The following is a 15,923-nucleotide window of genomic DNA, read 5'->3' as shown; positions in this document are numbered from 1 at the left end:
CCATGCCCCCTGCCCTGCCTGATCGCGCCGACACCATCTACGCGCCGTCCAGCGGCTTCGGCCGGGCGGCAGTGGCGGTGGTGCGGATCAGCGGACCGGCGGCCGGCGACGCCCTCGACGCCCTGACCGGCCCGCGGCCCGCGCCGCGGACCCTGTCCCTGCGTCGCCTGCGGGATCCGGCCTCCGGGGTCCTCCTCGATCGCGCGCTAGTGGCGTGGCTACCGGGCCCCGGGACCGCCACCGGCGAGGACATGGTCGAACTCCACCTGCATGGGGGCCTCGCCGTGCGGATGGCGGTGCTGCGGGCGCTCGCCACGGTGCCGGGATGCCGACCGGCGGAAGCCGGCGCCTTCACCCGCCGCGCCTTCCTGCACGGCCGCATCGACCTGACCGAGGCCGAGGGCATCGCCGATCTCATCGACGCCGAGACCGAGGCGCAGCGCCTCCAGGCCCTGCGCCAGCTCGACGGGGTTCTGGGCCAGCAGGTCGCGGCCTGGCGGGCGGTCGCGATCGACCTCCTGGCCTCGGCGGAGGCGGCCCTCGATTTCGCCGACGAGGGCGACGTGGATGCGGACGGGCTCGACGCCGCGCAGGCCGGGCGGGCGGGCGCCTTGAGCACGGAGATTCGCTCGGTTCTGGCCGACGGGCGTCGCGGTGAGCGCCTGCGCGAAGGCTTCGTCGTGGTCCTGGCCGGACCGCCGAATGCCGGCAAGTCGACCCTGCTCAACGCCCTCGCCGGGCGCGATGCCGCCATCGTCTCCGACCGCCCCGGCACGACCCGCGACGCCATCGAGGTGCGCTGCGATCTCGGCGGCCTGCCGGTCGTGCTCGTCGACACCGCCGGCCTGCGCGAGACGGCGGACCCGGTCGAGGCCGAGGGCGTCGCCCGCACCCGCCGCCGCATCGAGACCGCCGACCTCGTCCTGCGGCTCGCGCCGATGGGCGATCCCCTGCCGGAGGAGGGGCACCAGACCGCCTTTCTGCGGGTGCGCACCAAATCCGATCTGTCCGAGGGTGAGGGCCGAGAGGACGGCGAGAGAGACAGCGTGGCGATCTCGGCACGGACCGGCGCCGGGCTCGACGCGCTGCTCGCGGCCATCCGGCGCAAGGCCGAGGCCGCGCTCGGCGGGGGCGACGCCCTCGTCACCCGGGAGCGCCATCGCACGGCGCTGACCCGCGCCGCCGCCCATCTCGACCGCGTGTCCGGCGCCCTCCCCGGCTTCCCCCCCGAACTGATCGCCGAGGATCTCCGACTCGCCGTGCGGGCGCTCGGCGAGGTCGGCGGCCATGTCGGCGTGGAGGAGATGCTGGACCGATTGTTTGCCGGTTTCTGTATCGGGAAATAGGCGCCCGCGGCACGCCCCGTCAGGTCAGGAAGACGGCGACCCGGTTGCCCTCGACGATCTGGAAGCCGACGCCCGCCCGCCGCAGGGCCGCGATGGCGATGCCGTGGCTGCGGGGGCGAAGCGGGCCGTCGGTCTCCTCAAGGCGCCGGACCGTGGCGAAGGAAAGCCCCCGGCCTTGGCGAGGTCCTGCATCGACCAGCCGAGGAGCGCCCGCGCCGCCCGCACATGCCGCCCCTGGATCGCCTGTTCCAATCCCTTGCGCGCTTGATCGACCACAGGCGCGCGTTCGCGGCCCACCCGCGCGGCGTAGGTCGCCCAGGTCTCGACTCTCCCCTCGGCATCGCGGACCGGCGTGTAGAGGAAGCGGAACTCACCGGAATCGCCATCGGCCAGGAGGATCTGCTTGGAGACCTCGAACGCCTCGCCGAGGGCGATCCTCTCCTGGATCTCGGCCCGCGTCCGCGACCGGTCCGGTGCCGCAACGATCCGGTCGCAATGGTCCCGGAACATCTCCTGGGTGATGCCGGTCAGGGTCAGGATTTCAGGGGAGGCGGTGCGCTGACCGTTCGTGTAGAGCGCGGAATTGGTCCAGGATTGCAGCGCCTCGAACAGCGCCCATTGGCGGCGACGCTCCGCCCTCAGGGCCGTCGCCATCTGCTCCCGATCGGTCACGTCGAGCACGACACCCGCGGCCGCGTAGGGCCGTCCCTCGGGCGAGTGGTAGACGGTGCCTCGCGTCTGGAGGATGCGCTGCCGCCCGTCAGGGCGCAGGACGCGGACCGTGTGATCGCCCAGCACGCCGTGAATCGCGATGTCGCTGCCACTCTCGATGCGGTCGCGATCATCCGGATGCACGCGTTGGGTCAGCAGATCGTAGCTCGGCGAGACGATGGCCGGATCGAGGCCAAGCAGCTTGAACAGACCGGGCGACCAGACCTGCTCCCGCGTCGCGAACGTCCAACCCCAGGTTCCGGTGAGAGCGGCGTCTTCGAGGAGGCGCAGGAATTCGCGCGAGGAGAACCGGAAATCGACATCCATCATGGCCGGGCAGAAGCCGCCTTGCGTGGCTGTCGATCCACCGCGAGACTCGATCCTCGCGCGCCGCGCGATCCTTGAAATCCCTCGTCCATCCGTCGTCTCACACAGGATAATTCAGTACTCGCCCCTCTCGAGGTCCGGACGATCCGGGTCCAGCGCCGGCAAGGCGCCGGGAAAGACCCGATCACGAACGCTTGAGCAGATATTGCACCATAGGCCCCCACACCAACACCAAAATGCGCAGAAACCGCTCATCGAAATGAATCAATTTTTGCTTCATCGCGCACAGTGCCAGGTGCAGACTTAAGGTGCGATGTCAGCCCTCGTGAAGCTCTCCATGCCCCGGTACTTCTTCAACCTCTACGATGGTCTCGACCTCTCGGACGAGGACGGGGTCGAGCTCCCGGACCTCGATGCGGCCCTGGCCATGGCGGTCCACTATGCCGGGTCGGTCCTACGCGAATCCGGCCCGCGCCTGCGGATCGGCGATGCCTGGAGCCTCGAGGTGAGCGACGCCACGGAGGGCCCGCTGTTTCGCATCGATCTCCAGATTCACGCCGCCCCCGTCTCTGGCGCGAATGCAAGCCCAACGCCGTGATCCGTGGCAGCACGCCCGCCGTGCGGGACCGGCGCCGTGCCCCGGGCGTCGAGCGCCGGCGCGCGTCTGCGTTGACCATGCGGGGTAGGCCCGCATAAGAGTTCCTGGCAAGCCTCCCCATGATCCGCCACGCCCGCGCGTGCGCCGAAGCGGGGCAGGGGCTTCGGGAAAGACACCCCCATCGGCGTCATGAGCGCATCCTCTTCGGGCTACGATGTCATCGTCGTCGGCGGCGGCCATGCCGGCGTCGAGGCGGCCGCCGCGGCGGCGCGGGTCGGTGCGCGCACCGCCCTCGTCACGCACCGGGCGGCGACGATCGGGGCCATGTCGTGCAATCCGGCCATCGGCGGGCTCGGCAAGGGCCATCTCGTGCGCGAGGTCGATGCCCTCGACGGCTTGATGGGCCGGGTCGCCGACGCCGCCGGCATCCAGTTCCGCCTCCTCAACCGCCGCAAAGGGCCGGCCGTGCGCGGCCCCCGCACCCAGGCGGACCGGGCGCTCTACGCCCGCGCCATGCAGACCGCTGTCGCCGAAACCGGCGGGCTGTCCGTGATCGAGGGGGAGGTCGAGGACCTCATCGTGGCCGGCGACCGCATCGTCGGCGCGGTTCTGGCCGATGGACGCCGCCTGGCCGCGGGGGCCGTGGTCATCACCACCGGCACCTTCCTGCGCGGGTTGATCCATATCGGCGAGCGCCAGATCCCCGCCGGGCGCGTGGGAGAGGGACCGGCCCTCGGCCTCGCCTGCACCCTCGACCGCTACGGCTTCCGCCTCGGCCGCCTCAAGACCGGCACACCGCCTCGCCTCGACGGGCGCAGCATCGACTGGGGGGCCCTGGAGATGCAGCACGCCGACGAGTTGCCGGTGCCGTTCTCGACCCTGACCGAGCGCATCACCACACCCCAGATCGCCTGCGGCATCACCCGCACGACGCAGACCGTCCACGACCTGATCCGGGCGAACCTCCATCGCTCGCCGATGTATTCCGGCGGCATCAGCAGCCGTGGCCCCCGCTACTGCCCCTCCATCGAGGACAAGGTGGTGCGCTTCGGCGACCGCGAGGGCCATCAGATCTTCCTGGAGCCGGAGGGCCTCGACGACCCGACCGTCTACCCCAACGGCATCTCGACCGCCCTGCCCGAAGAGGTCCAGACCCAGATCATCGCCGCGATCCCCGGCCTCGAGCGGACCCGCATCCTGCGCCCGGGCTATGCCATCGAATACGACTACGTCGATCCCCGCGAACTCGATGCCGGTCTCCAGGCCAAGCGCCTGCCGGGCCTGTTCCTGGCCGGACAGATCAACGGAACCACCGGCTACGAGGAGGCCGCCGGCCAGGGGCTGGTCGCCGGTCTGAACGCGGCACGCTGCGCAGGCGGCGCCGAGCCGACGATCTTCGACCGGGCCGAATCCTATCTCGGCGTCATGATCGATGACCTCGTCACCCACGGGGTGAGCGAGCCCTACCGCATGTTCACGTCGCGTTCCGAGTACCGGCTGTCGTTGCGCATCGACAATGCCGATGAACGCCTGACGCCGCGCGGGGCGGCCCTGGGCTGCGTCGGCTCCGCCCGCGCGACCCATTTCGCGGCCGCGCAGGAGGCCCTCACGCAGGTCCGCGCCCGCCTCGATGCCCTGAGCCTCACGCCCAACGAGGCGGCCACCCATGGCCTCGCCCTCAACCGCGACGGCCTGCGCCGCAGCGCCTTCCAGCTCCTGTCCTATCCGGAGATCGGCTGGGAGCGGCTCGCGGCGGTCTGGCCTGAATTGGCCGCCGTGCCGCCCCGCGTCGCAGAGCGCCTGGAGACGGACGCGACCTACGCGGTCTATCTCGACCGGCAGCAGGCCGACATCGCCGCCTTCCGCCGGGACGAGGCGGTGCGCCTGCCGGCCTCCCTCGATTACGGGGCCATCGCCGGGCTCTCCCACGAGATGCGGATCAAGCTCGACGGCGTGCGCCCCGGAACTCTCGGGCAGGCGGCCCGGATCGAAGGGGTGACCCCGGCCGCCCTGACGCTGCTCGCGGCCCATGCCCGCCGCAGCCGCGGCCGGGTCGAGCGGCCGGCGTGAGCATCTTATGACCGATGCCCAACGCGCCCGCGTGCTCGCTGAGCACGATGTTTCACGTGAAACAGCCGCCGCCCTCGACCTCTACGTCGAGCAGCTGCGCCGCTGGCAATCGGTGAAGAACCTCGTCGGACCGGCCACCTTGGGCGAGGTCTGGCACCGCCACATCGCCGATGCGCTCCAACTCTTCGCCCTCGCGCCCGAGGCGCAGAGCTGGACCGATCTCGGATCCGGGGCCGGCATCCCCGGCCTCATCCTGGCGATCGCCGGCCGAAGCCGCCCGGACTTCCGCGTCACGCTCGTCGAGAGCAATGCGCGCAAATGCGCCTTCCTCACCGAGACCGCCCGCCTTACCCTTGCGCCGGTCACGGTCCGCAACGCCCGCATCGAGACGGTGGTGTCCGACCTCGTCGGCACCGACATCGTCTGTGCCCGGGCGCTCGCCCCGCTCGGTCAGCTCCTGGCCTGGACCGAGCCGCTGTTGACAACCGGCACCACCGGGCTGTTTCCGAAGGGACGTGATGCAGCCGCGGAATTGACCGAGGCCGAGGATGCGTGGACATTCGCCCGCGATCTGATTCCGAGCCGCACCGACTCGCAGGCACGGATTGTGCGCGTCACGTCGCTTTCCCGCGTGGATCCATGACCGACCCGATCAAGGCTAAACCGCTTCGCGTGCTCGCGCTCGCCAACCAGAAGGGTGGCGTCGGCAAGACGACGACCGCGATCAACCTCGGCACGGCCCTCGCGGCCATTGGCGAGCAGGTCCTGGTGATCGACCTCGATCCCCAGGGCAACGCCTCCACGGGGCTCGGGATCGACCGCCGCCGCCGCCGGGTCTCGACCTACCACGTCATGGCGGGCGAGGCGCCTCTGTCCGAGGCGATCACCCCGACCGCCGTGCCGCGCCTGTCCGTCGCCCCCTCCACCATGGACCTGCTCGGCCTGGAGCTCGAACTCGCGAGCGCCCCGGACCGGGCCCATCGCCTGCGCAACATCCTCAAGGGGCTCACGGACACCCCCGGCGGCGATCCGATCAGCTACATCCTGATCGATTGCCCGCCCTCGCTCAATCTGCTCACCATCAATGCGCTTGCCGCCTCCGACGCCGTGCTGGTGCCGCTGCAATGCGAGTTCTTCGCCCTCGAAGGGCTGAGCCAGCTCCTGCGCACGGTCGAGCAGGTGAGAGGCGCCCTGAACCCGAAGCTGCAGATCCAGGGCGTCGTGCTGACCATGTACGACCCCCGCAACAACCTCTCCACGCAGGTCGTGGCGGATGTGCGGGGCTTCATGGGCGACAAGGTCTACGAGACCATGATCCCGCGCAACGTGCGCGTGTCCGAGGCGCCGTCCCACGGCAAGCCGGTGCTGCTCTACGACCTGAAATGCGCGGGCGCGCAGGCTTATCTGCGGCTCGCCTCCGAGGTGATCCAACGCGAGGGCCGGGCGCCCCCGCCCGCGGCCGCCGCCTGACCCCTTGAAGCGTAACGGAGTTCCCCTGTGGCGATGGCGGATGATGCGGCCCGGCCGCGGCTCGGACGCGGCCTTGCGGCCCTGATCGGCGACTTCCCCGACGAGGCCGCCCCCGAGAGCGGACGGTCCCCTCAGCCCCAGCGCAAGGTCGCCGTGGAGTTCCTGCGGCCGAACCCCCGCAATCCCCGGCGCCGCTTCCCGGAGCCCGAGCTCGACGAGCTCGCGGCGTCCATCCGCCAGCGCGGGGTGATCCAGCCCATCGTGGTCCGAGCGCTGCCGGCTGTGCCCGGCACTTTCGAGATCGTGGCGGGCGAGCGACGCTGGCGGGCCGCCCAGCGGGCCGGTCTCACCGACGTGCCGGTGGTCGTCGTCGAGATCGACGACCGCACCTCGCTCGAATACGCGATCCTCGAGAACGTCCAGCGCACCGACCTCAACGCCATCGAGGAGGCGGGGGGCTATGAGCGGCTGATGCGCGAGTTCCAGTACACGCAGGCCGAACTCGCCGAGTTGCTGGGCAAGAGCCGCAGCCACCTCGCCAACACCCTGCGGCTCCTGCAATTGCCGCCGACGATCCAGGATCGGGTCACCGCCGGCGAGATCACGGCGGGCCATGCCCGCGCGCTCCTGTCGGTCCGCGACCCGGAGGCCATCGCCCGCCGCATCGTGACCGAGGGCCTGTCGGTGCGCGAGGTGGAGGCGCTTGCCGCCGCCGAGGTTCCCGAGCCCGAGGCGGCCCCGCGTCCCGGCCGCCCGCGCCGCTCCGGCGAGGCCGACGCGGCCCTGCGCTCCCTGGAGGATGTCCTGGCCCGCGCCCTCGGCCATGCCGTGGCCCTGAAGGACAAGGCGAGCGGGGAGGGGGAAATCCGCATCCGCTACGCCAGCGCCGCGGAACGCGACGCCCTCTGCCGCAAGCTCGGGGGCGGGTAGCGGCCTGTCCACAGGCGTCTGCGGGCGTCACCTCGACCGTGGGGGAGGGGGCATGCGAGCCTCCCGTCGTGTCCTTCACGAAGCACCAGCTCGCCGACCTCGTCCTCGCCGCCTCCGCCCTCGCGGAGCGTGAGGCGATCGCAGCCTTCATCCGCGACGCGGCCACCGTTCAGGCCAGCAACCCGTTCCGGACCACGAGCGCCGGGGCGGCCCGGCAGCTCTGGAGCGGACAGGCTTTCGAGTTTCGGGTGTTCGGCACACACGCGGCCGGCCTCACCGATCTGCTGACGGCCGTCGCCGCCCTCCCGGCGGCCGAAGCCCTGACCCAGGAGATCCTGCGGGCCGGCCCCCATACCTGCTGTGTCCTCCTGGGGGAGGGGGGAAGCCGGGTGGTCGGAGCGGTGTTGCACGGCAAGCCCGGCGTTACGCTGCCGGATTTCGCCCCTGTCCCGGCTCCATCGCCGGGCCCCGCCCGCCGTCGCCGGGCCGCACCCACCGTGCAGCTCGACCTGTTCGCCGATGGTCCATGAGCGCTTGCCGATAGTGGGCGGCGGCCCTCACCCCGCGCGATCGTGCGCGGCAAGCCTCGCCCTCGGCCTCCCGCCGCGTCTCCGTCTGCGCTAGGTTCGGGGTGATCCGGCATGGGGGCGGGACGCGATGCGGCGCCTTCTGAAGTTCCTGCACACGATGGGCGCCATCGGCCTCATGGGCGCGATGGCCTCGCTGCTCGTCCTCGCCACCGTCGCGCCCCCGCCGACGGCGCTCTCGGACTATGCCCTGATCCGCGGCGCGATGGGCGCCGTCGCCACTTGGCTGTTCCTGCCCTCCCTGGCGCTGACCCTACTCGCGGGCCTCCTGTCGATCGCGCAGCGGGCGTTTCACAGCGCGGGCTGGGCCTGGGCCAAGCTCGCCACCGGTGTCGTGATGTTCGAATGGGGCTTCGTCGGCGTCCAGGGGCCGATGCAGGAGGAGGCCCGGCGCAGCGCCGAGGCGCTGGCGGGCCGGATCGATCCGGCGACTTTGGCCCAGACCCTGGCGCCGGAGCGCAACACCCTCTGGGTCCTGCTCGCCGTGGCGACCGCCAACGTGGTGCTCGGCATCTGGCGTCCGCGGCTGATCCGGCGGCCCCCGCCCGCACCCGCTCCCTAACGGGGGACTCGGATCCTATTTCAAAAGGTGATGCGTTCGGCGTGAGGCTGAGCCGAAATGCTCGGCCGATCGGCGCGCGTCATGGCCACGTAAGCTTTGTGCAGGGCCGTTCCATGATTGGCCCGTTGCGCGTGTCGGTTGCCTCGTGGAGGCTTCCCGATACCGAAACAGTCGCCCAGGATCTGGGATCCGAGGAGATCGTATAAGCCATTGATGTATAACACTTTTACCGAGCGCCAGCAGCCGCCGCTCGGGCCGATTCCCGATCCCTGATTTGGCTCAGGACTGCGCGAGCGTGGCGGGCGTGCAGAGGGCGCCGCAATGGTAGGTGAACACTTTTGGGGCGAGGTCGCGGCTGACGTTCAGGAGAGTCGAGCGAACCGTGCGCTTCAGGTGTCCGGCGAGCTTCGAGGTGTGGAAGGCGTGAACCTCCACACTGTGGTCGAAGCAGCGCAGATCGACCACGTTCAGCCCCCCCGTCGCCAGCGTGAGGGCGAAGGAATGCGGCGTGTAGGCGTTGATATGGCCGATATCGAGGGAGGCCTGCAGATCGCCCTGGCTCGTCCGGGCGTGCAGTTCGCAGGGCACTTCGAGATAGACGTAGCGCCGGCTGACGCGGGCGATCTCCTTCAGGAAGGCGCGCTCGTCCTCGACATGTTCGAGCACGTGGCTCGCGAAGACCACGTCGAACGCGCGGTCGGCGAACGGCAGGGCGGGCCCGGTCTGCTGGACGAAGGACAGGTTGCCCCGGTCGCGGACGTGGTCGTTGTTCATGCCCGGGTCGATCACGTCGACGCCGACGAAGGATTGGCCGACCCCCAGGGTGCTCAGCTGGGCGATGACGTCGCCGGTGCCGCACCCGACTTCGAGGACGCTCTCGATTTCGGGCGCGTGGGCCCCCAGCATCTCGGCGATGTGCTGGGCCTTGTCGATGGCGCAGACCTGACGCCAGCGGCGCTCAGTGTCGGTGTAGACCTTGTCGTAATGCGCGTTCAGTTCGCCGGTCCGGAACTGGAATCCCATTGCTACGCCTTCCACTCAGAGACGCGTCGCCCCCGCTGCCACCGCGGGAGGCGTGGGGCGCCCCGGGTGGTCCGTCCGGCTCCGACGCGCCTCGCGCGCTGCCCGCAGCGCGCGACCCAGATGCCGCGGCGACGGACGGCCCCCGGCGCCCGGGGTTCCGCACCATATTGAGGGCAGCCCGTCGCCCTGGCTTCCCCGAAGATTACTGAGACGGTTCGATCACGGCCCTGCGGGCCGCTGAACCGAGGCGTCACGCCCGCTCCACCGTCTCCATGTCGAGGGAGAGATGGGCCCGGAACAGCACCGTGCCGTGCTCGTCGCGGGCGATCGCGAAGAAGTCCTGCCGGTCGGACGAGGCGGTGATGCCACGGGCGACCTTGGTCATGAGCCGGGCCAGTCGCTCCCGTACCGCGTCCGGGTCGGGCAGATCGAAGCCCTGATCGTCCTTGACGAAGTTCGAGCCGTCGTGAAGATCGAAGAAATAGCGGGGCATCGTGGCAGCTTATTGTGGGATTTTGTCCCACTTATGGCACGAGTTCGGGCTTTTCCGCGACGGCGCGCGGCGTCGCAGGACCCAGGCTGGGGATCCGATCCGAGGGTGACCCGGGTCGGCCGAACCGGTAGGGACGGGCGCCTCCCCCGAGAAGCCGAGCCGATGCCCGTTTCCCTCCGTCCGCCCTTGTCCGCCGCTGCGGTGGCCCGCGCATGATCCTCGATCTCGAGACGATCGTGGGCCTGTTCGGCGTCGCGGTGGTGGCCGGCGCGGTCGACGCCATCGCGGGCGGCGGCGGGCTCATGACCCTGCCAGCCTTGCTGCTCGCCGGGCTCGATCCGGTGAGCGCGCTCGCCACCAACAAGCTCCAGGGCACGGCGGGATCGACCTCGGCGACGATCGCCTTCGCCCGGCGCGGGCTGATCCGTTGGCGGGAGGCCGGCCCCACCGCGCTCGGCGCCGGGCTCGCCTCGGTCGCGGGCGCCCTGTGCGTGAGCCTGCTGCCGCGCCCCCTGCTCGACGCCCTGGTGCCGGTGCTGCTGGTCGGGATCGCCCTCTATTTCGCGACCGCCCGGCGCATGAGCAACGAGGACGCGACGGCGCGGATCACCCCGGGCCTGTTCGCCCTGACGCTGGCGCCCGCGGTGGGCTTCTACGACGGCGTGTTCGGGCCCGGCGCCGGCTCGTTCTACATGATCGGCTTCGTGACGCTGCTCGGCCTCGGCGTGGTGCGGGCCACGGCCCACACCAAGCTCTCGAACGCCGCGAGCAATATCGGCAGCCTCGCCCTCTTCACCCTCCAGGGGGCGGTGGTCTGGCCCGTGGGCCTCGCCATGGCGGTGGGCGCCTTCCTCGGCGCGCAGGTGGGCTCGGTGCTGGCCGTGCGGCTCGGCGCCCGGCTCATCCGCCCGCTCCTCGTGGTCATCGCCTGCGCGATGGCGCTGCGGCTGCTGTCGAACCCGGCCAATCCCCTGCGGCAGGCCGTGGCCGGGCTCTTCTCGTGACGGGACCCGCGGCTCAGCGCGGGATGAAGGCCCAGTAGTCGAGATCGAGGATCACCGCCGGGTCGTAGCCGTCGCCCTGCCGATCCGGATAGGCGGTGCAGGGCTGGTTCTTGGCCGCCACGGTCCGCAGGCGCAGCGCGCCGATATCGGACCGGCCGGGGAGCTCGGCGGCCTCCAGCACCTCCGACCACGCATAGACCGTGTCGCCGGCAAACAACGGCGCGACGTGGCGCCCGGCATTGATGCCGCCGATGGCGAAGGCGTTGGCGAGGCCATTGAAGCTCAGCGCACGGGCCAGCGAGATGACGTGGCCGCCATAGATCAGCCGCTTGCCGAACTTCGTCTCGCGGGTCGCCACGGCGTCGAAATGGACCTTGGCGGTGTTCTGGAACAGGCGGGTGGCGATCTGATGCTCCGCCTCCTCCACGGTCATGCCGTCGACGTGGTCGATCCGCTCGCCGACGGCGTAATCGGCGAAGCGGTGCGGGCTGCCCGCAAGGGCGGTGTCGTAGGCGGCCGGGTCGAGGGGCGGGAGTGCGTTGGCGAGGTCGGCCGGGTTCACGACCTTGGCGAGGCTCGGCACGTGCTCCTCGGCGATCGTCGCGTTCGGGTCGCGCTTGCGCACCAGGACCCAGCGGCAATAGCTCAGCACCGTCCGGCCGGAGGAATCCGAGCCCGTCGAGCGCACATAGACCACGCCGGTCTGACGGTTCGAGCTTTCCTTGAGGCCGATCACCTCGGAGACGGTGGAGAGCGTCTCGCCAGGATAGACCGGCCGGTGGAAGCCGCCCTCGGCGTAGCCGAGATTGGCCAGCGCGTTGAGCGAGATGTCCGGAACCGTCTTGCCGAACACGACGTGGAAGGTCAGCAGATCGTCGAGCGGGCTCGCCGGGTAGCCGAGCGCCTTGGCGAAGGCGTCCGACGACTGCACCGCGAAGCGCGGCCCGTAGAGGGCGGTGTAGAGCGCGACGTCGCCACTCGTCACCGTGCGGGGCGTGGCATGGCGGATGGTTTCGCCGAGGCGGAAATCCTCGAAGAAGCGGCCTGGATTGGTCTTCATGCGTGGTCTCGCCCCTCGTCGGCAGTCGGTGCTGGCGTTCCTGCCGCCTTAGCAACGAGGCCGACCCGAGCGCAATGCCGCGCGTCGGGCCGGAGCCGGGACGCTCGCTCGAAGGTGATCGTCCGCGCCGCCCCCGATTCGAGCCAGGGCGGCTCGCGCGAGGGGCGGCCGGTTCGCGGCTCAGGTCTGCTGCGTGCGGCGGGGCCGGACCTGCCAGCGCTCGAAGGCCTCGGCGACGCTCTCGTCGCCGCTCGATTCCTGCGGATTGCGGATCGCGGCGCCGAGGGCCTTGGACAGGCTCTCGATCACGTCGTCGATCCGCGCATCCGGCGGCAGACGGTCCGCAGTCTCCGGCGCGGCCACCGCCTCGGCGGCGGCGGGCAGGGGCGGAACGGGCTTGGCCTCGGGCGGCTTCGGCGCCTCGTCCGGCTTGGACGGCTCCTTCGCCACCTCCCGCACGGGCTCCTTGACGGGCTCGGAGGCCGCCGGCGCGGGCGGACTCTCGACCTTCGGAGGCGTGGGGGCCGGGGCCTGCACCGCTCTCGCCTCGGGCGGCGGGGCGGCGGGCGCCGACGGCTTCGGCGGCTCGGTCGGCTTGGCAGGCGCCGGCGGCTCGGGCGCCTTCTCGACCTTCGCCGGTTCGGCCGGCGGCTTTGCGGCCTGGACCGGGGCCGGGGCAGCCGCAGGCTTGGGCGCTTCGGCAGGCTTGGGCGCTTCGGCAGGCTTGGCAGGTTCAGGGGGCTTGGGCGCCGCGGCGGGGGGCGGCACCTTGGCGGCCGGCGGAGGTTCCACGGCCTTGGGGGCTTCCGCAGATGTGGAGGCCTCCGCGGGCTTGGCCGGCTCCGCGGGCTTGGCGGGGGCGGTGGCCGTGGTTGCGGCGGCCGCAGGCGCGCCGGCGGGCTTGGGCGGGGGCGCCGCGCTCTCCTTGGGTGCCGGCGGCTTCTGGGGCGTCGGCGGGACGCTGGGACGGCTCGTGCCGAACCGCGGCTCGATCAGGTCCAGCACCGCGTCGAGGGCGGCGTTGGAGAGCGGGATCTCGCCGGGCGACGGCATCCCGGTCAGGGCGATGGCGGCGCCCTCGTAGGCCCGGTCGGTGGTCACCTCCGCCCCGAACCAGGCCGGCGGCACGAACGCCTTGGCGGCCTCGGCGGACTCGAAGGCGAGGCTGACGATGTCGAGCCCGGCCGGCCGCACGAAGCGGTCGATCTGCGCCTCGGCTCCGCCGAACGCCACCGCCGTGCGCTCGTAGATCACTTTGCCGGCGCAGACATCGAGCAGCGCGTCGCCGTGGGCGCGCGGCACTTCCGTGCGCTCCTCGATCTGCGCGCCCTCGGTCCCGGTCACGAGCACGAGGAAGCAATTGGTGCCCTGGGCGCGCACGAACGAGGTCCGACCGGCCTGGGGCGCGAAATAGCCTTCGGTGATGCGCGAACCGCCACGCTCCTTGCGCAGCAGGCGGACCAGAGAGGGCGCCACGAGAAACCGGCGAACGACACTCATACACTTTCCTCCGGGGCCGGCTCGACCCGTCGCGCGGTGGTCGTCCGGTTCGTCCCCGGGGAACCTCCGCGGGCGGAGACCGCGCGACACATGCAGACCTTCACCAAGTCTTGACCACGGCTTTCATGGCGAAGTGATGGCGCGCGACGGATCACACGGCAAGCCTCGGAGAGGAAATGCCGTCGATTTCGCACGGGACAGGCGGTCTTCTCAGTCCGCCGGCTCGAAGTCCAGGGCGACGCCGTTCATGCAGTAGCGCAGGCCGGTGGGCGCCGGACCGTCCTCGAAGACGTGGCCGAGATGGCCCTTGCAGCGGGCGCAATGGACCTCGGTGCGGGTCATCCAGTGGCTGCGGTCGACCTGGGTCTCCACCGCCCCCTCGAGCGGGGCGAAGAAGCTCGGCCAGCCGCTGCCGGACTCGTACTTGGTGCCGCTCTCGAACAGCGGCGATCCGCAGCCGGCGCAGAAGAAGGTGCCGGCCCGCTTCTCGGCGTTGAGGCAGCTCGTGCCGGCCCGCTCGGTGGCGTGCTCGCGCAGGACCTGGAACTGCTCCGGGGTGAGCGCGGCGCGCCACTCGGCTTCGGTGCGGGTGTCCGCGGCGCTGTCGCGCGGTTCGGATGCGGCCATGGGATCCTCCAGAGCGTTCTTGCGTGACGACAGGATGCCATGTGGCGCGTCCCCGGGCACCCGGGGAGTGCGGCACAGGTCCCTCGGCCGAACTCGGCGGACTTGGTCCGGGCCGGAGGGGGCGTCCTCGGCCCCGGCGCTCACGCCGGCCCGCGGGCCGGTTTTCCGGCCCTGCGCAGCCGCCGCCAGCCGATCACGATACCGGAGACGGCGGTGACGAGGCCGAGTAGGGAGAGGCACCCGATCGCGGCCTCCCGGGCCGGCGGATGCCGCAGCAGCAGGCCGAGATCGAGGGTGTGCAGGGCCCCGAAGAGCCACCGCTCGATCCGCCCCGACCGGTCCATCCGGTTCAGGATCTCCCCGCTCTCCGGATCGATATGGAACCACGTGGCCTCCGGATCGGCGAAGACCACGCGCAGCACGGGGAGCGGGCGCGCATCGCCGGGCCCTTGCCAGTAGGCGTCCGCCTCCGTGAGGAGGGTGATGGCGGGCGGGTCGGCCTCCGGCAGGAGCGCACGGGCGGCCCGGGCCCAGCGCTCGCGGCCCGGCGGCGGGTTGGCGCAGCACGGCACCTGCCGTCCGTCGCGGCAGACCGTCATCGCGAGCGGCGCGCCGCCGCGATGGCTCAGGCGAATCTCGACCGCGTCGGGGCAGGCGGCGGCGCGCAGGTCGGCAAGGGACAGGTCGAGCTGCAGCGCCGTCGTGCCCGCGTAACGCTCCAGCATGGCCGGGGAGGGGGCCCGCGGGCCGAACCAGCGGTTCGGGTTCATCGAGAGCCAGCCGCTGACGATGAAGGTGAGGAGCGTCGCCCCGCCGACGAGACCGGCGAGATGGTGCCACGCCATCCAGCCGCGATGGGGCGTGACCCGTCCGCCGCGGTAGCGCCGCCGCAAACGGACGCGCAGCAGGCCGACGGCGACGCCGCTGAGCGCGGCGGCGATGGCGACGCCCGAGACCCACAGGACCACGTCGCGCCACAGATCGGCCTGGGCCCGCAGGGGCGTGACATAGATCCAGTGCGGGATCGCGCCGAACCAGTTCCAGAGCCGCTCGCGCCCATCGGTGTCGAGGGCGATCTCGCCGGTCCGGGCCGAGACGTAGAGGCGGGTGTCGCGGGCATCCCCCAGGGCGACCAGGTGGAACGGCCGCAGCGGATCGTAGCGCGCGGTGACACTCCACTGATCGCGCTCGACCAGGCCGAGTGCATGGGGCTGGACGGCCCGCGGATCGGACCGGGCGATCCGTCGGGCGGCGTCGGCATCGATGGCGGGGAGCGATCGCCCCTCGGATGCGGACACGGTCCGCCGGGTCCCGTCCCAGCCGGTGATCCGATAGACCGGAACGCCGTCGCGCATGGCCAGCCGCAGATCGCGGGGGAAGCGGTCCTCGCCCGCCGCCGTCAGGGCGGCGCTCGGCGAGAGCCGGACCTGCGCCCAATCGAGGGCGGGCAGGCCATCCCGGCGCTCCGCCTCTCCAAGGCCCGGGAAGCCGACAAAGAGCATGACCAGCCCCGAGACGAACCACGTCGCGAAGAGCAGGCCGGTGGCGATGCCGAGCCAGCGATGACCGAGATGGAGCCAGCGCCGCAAGGTTTTCGCGAGGGGTCCGGCCACGA

At 71.6% G+C, this 15,923-nt stretch carries 16 protein-coding genes; 9 read left to right on the top strand and 7 right to left on the bottom strand.

The genetic code is table 11. The annotated features are described in order from the left end of the window. Positions 1-2 precede the first annotated feature (2 nt). Entirely contained in the window at positions 3-1,346 is a 1,344-nt protein-coding gene (gene mnmE / locus LW587_RS01530; protein ID WP_232627844.1) for a tRNA uridine-5-carboxymethylaminomethyl(34) synthesis GTPase MnmE, read from the top strand. A 24-nt stretch (positions 1,347-1,370) separates the two neighbouring features. Here mnmE and LW587_RS01525 read toward each other — a convergent pair whose 3' ends face one another. Beyond that, on the bottom strand, positions 1,371-2,387 hold the full coding sequence (locus tag LW587_RS01525) for a PAS domain-containing protein (RefSeq protein WP_232627843.1): 1,017 nt from the start codon (positions 2,385-2,387) through the stop codon (positions 1,371-1,373). Between the two features lie 310 nt (positions 2,388-2,697). On the opposite strand from LW587_RS01525, the gene LW587_RS01520 reads away from it, so the two are divergent. The 7 genes from LW587_RS01520 to LW587_RS01490 all read left to right on the top strand — a co-directional run bounded on the left by LW587_RS01520 (position 2,698) and on the right by LW587_RS01490 (position 8,601). Continuing rightward, a complete protein-coding gene (locus tag LW587_RS01520) occupies positions 2,698-2,982 on the top strand; it encodes a DUF6894 family protein (protein ID WP_232627842.1) in 285 nt (94 codons plus the stop codon). Between the two features lie 189 nt (positions 2,983-3,171). After that, entirely contained in the window at positions 3,172-5,052 is a 1,881-nt protein-coding gene (mnmG, locus tag LW587_RS01515; RefSeq protein ID WP_232627841.1) for a tRNA uridine-5-carboxymethylaminomethyl(34) synthesis enzyme MnmG, read from the top strand. A gap of 7 nt (positions 5,053-5,059) precedes the next feature. Next, entirely contained in the window at positions 5,060-5,695 is a 636-nt protein-coding gene (gene rsmG / locus LW587_RS01510) for a 16S rRNA (guanine(527)-N(7))-methyltransferase RsmG (protein WP_232627840.1), read from the top strand. Beyond that, entirely contained in the window at positions 5,692-6,522 is an 831-nt protein-coding gene (locus tag LW587_RS01505; RefSeq protein ID WP_232627839.1) for a ParA family protein, read from the top strand. Before rsmG ends, LW587_RS01505 begins: the two co-directional genes overlap by 4 nt. 33 nt (positions 6,523-6,555) lie before the next feature. Beyond that, positions 6,556-7,452, top strand: a complete 897-nt coding sequence (locus LW587_RS01500) for a ParB/RepB/Spo0J family partition protein (protein ID WP_232627838.1) — start codon at positions 6,556-6,558, stop codon at positions 7,450-7,452. A gap of 68 nt (positions 7,453-7,520) precedes the next feature. Further along, complete coding sequence (locus LW587_RS01495) at positions 7,521-7,982, top strand: hypothetical protein (protein ID WP_232627837.1); 462 nt, start codon at positions 7,521-7,523, stop codon at positions 7,980-7,982. A 127-nt stretch (positions 7,983-8,109) separates the two neighbouring features. Further along, positions 8,110-8,601 carry a hypothetical protein gene (locus LW587_RS01490; protein WP_232627836.1) on the top strand — a complete coding sequence of 164 codons (492 nt, stop codon included), beginning with the start codon at positions 8,110-8,112 and terminating at the stop codon, positions 8,599-8,601. 279 nt (positions 8,602-8,880) lie between these two features. On the opposite strand, the gene LW587_RS01485 is transcribed toward LW587_RS01490, so the two are convergent. Together LW587_RS01485 and LW587_RS01480 are read right to left on the bottom strand one after the other, a co-directional pair. Further along, entirely contained in the window at positions 8,881-9,624 is a 744-nt protein-coding gene (locus tag LW587_RS01485; RefSeq protein ID WP_232627835.1) for a class I SAM-dependent methyltransferase, read from the bottom strand. 250 nt (positions 9,625-9,874) lie between these two features. Beyond that, complete coding sequence (locus LW587_RS01480) at positions 9,875-10,117, bottom strand: DUF6894 family protein (RefSeq protein WP_232627834.1); 243 nt, start codon at positions 10,115-10,117, stop codon at positions 9,875-9,877. Positions 10,118-10,329: 212 nt separating this feature from the next. On the opposite strand from LW587_RS01480, the gene LW587_RS01475 reads away from it, so the two are divergent. Beyond that, positions 10,330-11,121: a TSUP family transporter gene (locus tag LW587_RS01475; RefSeq protein WP_232627833.1), complete on the top strand. Its 792-nt coding sequence runs from the start codon at positions 10,330-10,332 to the stop codon at positions 11,119-11,121. 13 nt (positions 11,122-11,134) lie between these two features. On the opposite strand, the gene LW587_RS01470 is transcribed toward LW587_RS01475, so the two are convergent. The 4 genes from LW587_RS01470 to LW587_RS01455 all read right to left on the bottom strand — a co-directional run bounded on the left by LW587_RS01470 (position 11,135) and on the right by LW587_RS01455 (position 15,897). Beyond that, positions 11,135-12,181, bottom strand: a complete 1,047-nt coding sequence (locus LW587_RS01470; protein ID WP_232627832.1) for a MaoC family dehydratase — start codon at positions 12,179-12,181, stop codon at positions 11,135-11,137. Between the two features lie 180 nt (positions 12,182-12,361). After that, positions 12,362-13,681 carry a hypothetical protein gene (locus tag LW587_RS01465; protein ID WP_232627831.1) on the bottom strand — a complete coding sequence of 440 codons (1,320 nt, stop codon included), beginning with the start codon at positions 13,679-13,681 and terminating at the stop codon, positions 12,362-12,364. Between the two features lie 210 nt (positions 13,682-13,891). Beyond that, a complete protein-coding gene (gene msrB, locus LW587_RS01460) occupies positions 13,892-14,308 on the bottom strand; it encodes a peptide-methionine (R)-S-oxide reductase MsrB (protein WP_232627830.1) in 417 nt (138 codons plus the stop codon). Positions 14,309-14,448: 140 nt separating this feature from the next. Continuing rightward, on the bottom strand, positions 14,449-15,897 hold the full coding sequence (locus LW587_RS01455) for a PepSY domain-containing protein (RefSeq protein ID WP_232627829.1): 1,449 nt from the start codon (positions 15,895-15,897) through the stop codon (positions 14,449-14,451). Between the last annotated feature and the right edge of the window lie 26 nt (positions 15,898-15,923).

The organism is Methylobacterium sp. Leaf118, assembly GCF_920984675.1.
Classification (GTDB): domain Bacteria; phylum Pseudomonadota; class Alphaproteobacteria; order Rhizobiales; family Beijerinckiaceae; genus Methylobacterium.
Note: the sequence above shows the minus strand (reverse complement) of the source record. Positions and strands in the feature narration are given on the sequence as shown.

Coding starts and splice junctions, on each gene's coding strand:
- LW587_RS01505 (WP_232627839.1), top strand. CDS start 5,692: ATGACCGACCCGATCAAGGCTAAACCGCTTCGCGTGCTCGCGCTCGCC.
- mnmG (WP_232627841.1), top strand. CDS start 3,172: ATGAGCGCATCCTCTTCGGGCTACGATGTCATCGTCGTCGGCGGCGGC.
- LW587_RS01475 (WP_232627833.1), top strand. CDS start 10,330: ATGATCCTCGATCTCGAGACGATCGTGGGCCTGTTCGGCGTCGCGGTG.
- LW587_RS01520 (WP_232627842.1), top strand. CDS start 2,698: ATGTCAGCCCTCGTGAAGCTCTCCATGCCCCGGTACTTCTTCAACCTC.
- msrB (WP_232627830.1), bottom strand. CDS start 14,308: ATGGCCGCATCCGAACCGCGCGACAGCGCCGCGGACACCCGCACCGAA.
- LW587_RS01465 (WP_232627831.1), bottom strand. CDS start 13,681: ATGAGTGTCGTTCGCCGGTTTCTCGTGGCGCCCTCTCTGGTCCGCCTG.
- mnmE (WP_232627844.1), top strand. CDS start 3: ATGCCCCCTGCCCTGCCTGATCGCGCCGACACCATCTACGCGCCGTCC.
- rsmG (WP_232627840.1), top strand. CDS start 5,060: ATGACCGATGCCCAACGCGCCCGCGTGCTCGCTGAGCACGATGTTTCA.
- LW587_RS01480 (WP_232627834.1), bottom strand. CDS start 10,117: ATGCCCCGCTATTTCTTCGATCTTCACGACGGCTCGAACTTCGTCAAG.
- LW587_RS01485 (WP_232627835.1), bottom strand. CDS start 9,624: ATGGGATTCCAGTTCCGGACCGGCGAACTGAACGCGCATTACGACAAG.
- LW587_RS01490 (WP_232627836.1), top strand. CDS start 8,110: ATGCGGCGCCTTCTGAAGTTCCTGCACACGATGGGCGCCATCGGCCTC.
- LW587_RS01525 (WP_232627843.1), bottom strand. CDS start 2,387: ATGATGGATGTCGATTTCCGGTTCTCCTCGCGCGAATTCCTGCGCCTC.
- LW587_RS01470 (WP_232627832.1), bottom strand. CDS start 12,181: ATGAAGACCAATCCAGGCCGCTTCTTCGAGGATTTCCGCCTCGGCGAA.
- LW587_RS01500 (WP_232627838.1), top strand. CDS start 6,556: ATGGCGGATGATGCGGCCCGGCCGCGGCTCGGACGCGGCCTTGCGGCC.